The organism is Desulfosarcina sp. (genome assembly GCF_041551955.1).
In the GTDB taxonomy this organism is placed as follows: domain Bacteria; phylum Desulfobacterota; class Desulfobacteria; order Desulfobacterales; family Desulfosarcinaceae; genus Desulfosarcina.
On record NZ_JBFELV010000528.1, the window covers coordinates 1 to 3,209 of the forward strand.

A 3,209-nucleotide genomic window follows, 5' to 3' on the forward strand; every position below is an offset into this window, starting at 1 on the left:
ATTCTTGTGACCAGTTGGTGTAGTCATCAATGAAACCGTCTTCATCTACCGTGAAGCTTTTTCCACCAAATTCGATAGTCGGCATGTTACTCAATCCTCCCTTTACAGATTTGTTAGTATTTCCGGCACACTGCCGTTTAAGTTCTCTTATAGAATCTAAGCTTAGTAACGGATTAAGCCTTTTATGTCAATACGAAATCCAAAAATTAGCCGGGGTAAAAATTACTCGAAACCACCGTCCCCGCCGATGGTTGGTTAATACTCCCTGGGTGTCTTGTTGATCTGATCCAGGGTGAACACCGGTCCGTCCTTGCAGACCAGCTCTTTGCCGATGCCGCAGCGACCGCACATGCCAAATCCGCATTTCATGCGGTTTTCAAGGCTCATGATGATGTGGTCGTGGGCGTACCCCAGCTTTTCGAGCACCGGTTGGGTAAACTTGATCATGATGGGCGGACCGCAAACGATGGCAAAGGTGTCGTCGCCCCCCTGGGGCGCCTTTTGCTCCGTGATGGGGGGAACGAAGCCCACGTTGTACTTCCAGTCGGGATCGTCGGTGGCATCCACGGTGATGTGCATGTTGATGTCATCGCGCTTCTCCCATTCCACCAGCTCGTCCTTGTAGAGCAGCATTCCCGGTGAGCGGGCGCCGTAGACCACGTCGATGTTGCCGAATTTCGGCCGGTTGGACGGATCCAGCATATAGACGATGGACGAGCGCAGGGTGGTGAAAGCAAAGCCACCGCCCACGATGAGGACGTTCTTGCCCACCAACCCTTCCCAGGGGTACCAATTGCCCAGTGGTCCGCGCAGGCCCATGATATCCCCGATCTTCATGTTGTGAAGATGGGTGGTGACCACGCCGGCCCGGTTGACGGTGAATTTGACGAACCCCTTCTCAACGGGGGATGAGGCGATGCCGATGGGGATTTCCCCCTTGCCGGGGATGGATAGTTCGGCAAACTGGCCGGCCTGGTAGGCGAATTTCTCTTCGTCACCCTCGTGGAGAAAGACGAATTTGAACGTTTTCAGGCTCTTGTCTTCGGCCTCGACAGTGATGTCGTCAATTCGGACCGGATAGGGTAAATATGGATTTTGCAATGGTTCTTCCCTCCATCGGGTTGCTTAACCCTCTGCAACGCAGGCGGTTGCAGGTTTGAAGCGGTTCATTTGTTCGCACACCCGGCGGATGTCGATATTGACTGGGCACTGGCGAACGCACCGGCCGCAGCCCACACACATGATGCCCGCGTCGTACTTGTCAACGAAGTACTTGAGCTTGTGCATGAAGCGTTGACGGACCCGCTGGGTTTTGGTGTCCCGGGGATTGTGCCCGGTGGTGTGGACGGTGAAGATGGGGAACATGCAGCTGTCCCAGTTTTTCATGCGCACACCGGACTTGCCGTGAACCTCGTCCTGTATGTCGAAACACCAGCAGGTGGGGCAAGAGAATGTACACGTGCCACAGTTGATGCAGGAAAAGGCGATGTCCTCCCAAAAGGGAGCGCCGTGCAGTTCCAGAAGGTCGGTGTCTGCCAGGTTGTCGGTCTTGACGGTCGACACGATTCGGCCCTCCGCCGCTTTCCTGCCGGCGTCGAAAGCCGCCGGATCGTCGACGGTTTCTGACCAGCCGGCGGCGGCGGCGAAGGCCTTGCCCTTGTCCGTGAGCAGCTTGGCCAGGTAGGCGTCGCCCTGGTCCTTGACGAGCATATCCAGCCCTTCCTCATGGTAGGGACCGCAGCCGGCGGTGGTGCAAAAGCAGGTGGACAGGGGCGTATCGCAGGCCATACCGATGAAGGTGGTGGCCTGGTAGGCGTTTAGCCAGTAAGGATCCTTCACGTCCGGCGTGTCGAAGTTCAGCTTTACCAGCAGGGTCGATTTGGCATCGCAGGGCCGGATACCGACCACGGCGCGGGGCTTGTCGTCCCTGGCGATCTCTTTCATGATGTGGTGGTCTTCCCGGGACTCGTCCAATGAGTATTCAAGCATCTCTTCGGATTGGGGGAACAGCAGTGCCTTGGGAGACAGGCGGGTGTTAACCATGTCAAAATCGGGCATCTCGCCCTTTCCCAGCGCCTTGAACTGGTGATAGTCCTTCTCCCTGACCGGCCCATACAGCCGGTAGGCATCGGCGGCGGCCGTCAACCCCTCGGCCCAGTTTTTTTTATCGATTTTAACGAGCGTCATAGCGTTAACCTTTACAGCCTCAAAGAAAGTTGCAGACGGGGAAGCGGCATCCCCCGGTTCCTTTCGTCTCCATCTATTTGATGAAGGCCTCAGGATCATTGGCTCGGTAAACATCCAGGGCCGGACGCTGATCCAGGGAGAGACCGGCTTCCCAACCGAACTCGTCCTGACAGTCCTTTTCCAGCTTGCGCGTGAGCAGGCGCATGTTGATGCCCACCGGGCAGGCCCGTTCACATGCACCGCAGTCGGTGCATCGGCCGGCGCAGTGGTAGGCCCTTAAAAAATGGAACGTTCGCACGTCCATGGGGTCCTGGCCCTTGCCCATCCACTGGGGTTTGGCCTCATCCACGAAACAGGTGGGACAGTAGCACAGCGGGCAGGCGTTGCGGCAGGCGTAGCAGCGGATGCACGGTCGCAGCAAGTCATCGAAAAACCGCCATTTGTCTTCAGTGTCCATCTCCTCGATCTTGCGGATGTCCGCATAACGGTCGGCGACCTCCTGCTCGGGTATTGCATCGGCGACCATTTCATCAAAAATCACCGGATTGCGGTGAACGCACAGCGCACAGTTCTGCTGAAGCACCTCGGCCTTGTCGAAGAGGGTTTCCGCATCGGCAGTCTTGACCTTGATGGTGTCTTCGGTTTCGGAGACTTCCAGGACCTCGCCCGCCACCAGGCCGGTGATCCTGCGTTTGTCAATCATTCCCGAGCAGGGGACCCCGATGATGGTGAGCTGATCGCGTTTGATCTTGTTTTCGATGATATGGGTGACGATGTTGCGCGAGTCGCACCCTTTGGCGATCACGGCCACTTTTTCTTTGCGATTGGTCAGGTAATTGGCCAGGTTGATGCCGCAGTTGCTGTCCCACACCAAGGTGTCAACCGCTTCAGGCGTGGTGGCAAAGCAGGGTTCGTTCATCATGGGCATGGTTCCCTTGCGGAAGCCGATGACCAGGTCCACGGTGCAATCCTTGAGCAGTCGACCGGCTATCTCTTTAATCTTATCAGTGTATCCTACCATG

Annotated in this window: 3 protein-coding genes; all 3 read right to left on the minus strand. The window is 56.7% G+C overall.

The window, feature by feature from the left end; genetic code table 11:
- Positions 1-255: 255 nt before the first annotated feature.
- The gene (locus tag ABYV26_RS23585; protein WP_372683800.1) at positions 256-1,101 is read right to left on the minus strand and encodes an FAD/NAD(P)-binding protein; all 846 of its coding nucleotides are present in this window, start codon (positions 1,099-1,101) and stop codon (positions 256-258) included.
- Between the two features lie 24 nt (positions 1,102-1,125).
- Complete coding sequence (locus ABYV26_RS23590) at positions 1,126-2,187, minus strand: 4Fe-4S dicluster domain-containing protein (RefSeq protein ID WP_372683801.1); 1,062 nt, start codon at positions 2,185-2,187, stop codon at positions 1,126-1,128.
- Between the two features lie 73 nt (positions 2,188-2,260).
- The coding region (locus ABYV26_RS23595; protein ID WP_372683802.1) for a 4Fe-4S dicluster domain-containing protein at positions 2,261-3,209 on the minus strand (949 nt) is incomplete at its 5' end.

Excerpts from the sequence above, each read along its gene's own strand:
- ABYV26_RS23590 (WP_372683801.1), bottom strand. The coding sequence starts at position 2,187 with ATGACGCTCGTTAAAATCGATAAAAAAAACTGGGCCGAGGGGTTGACG.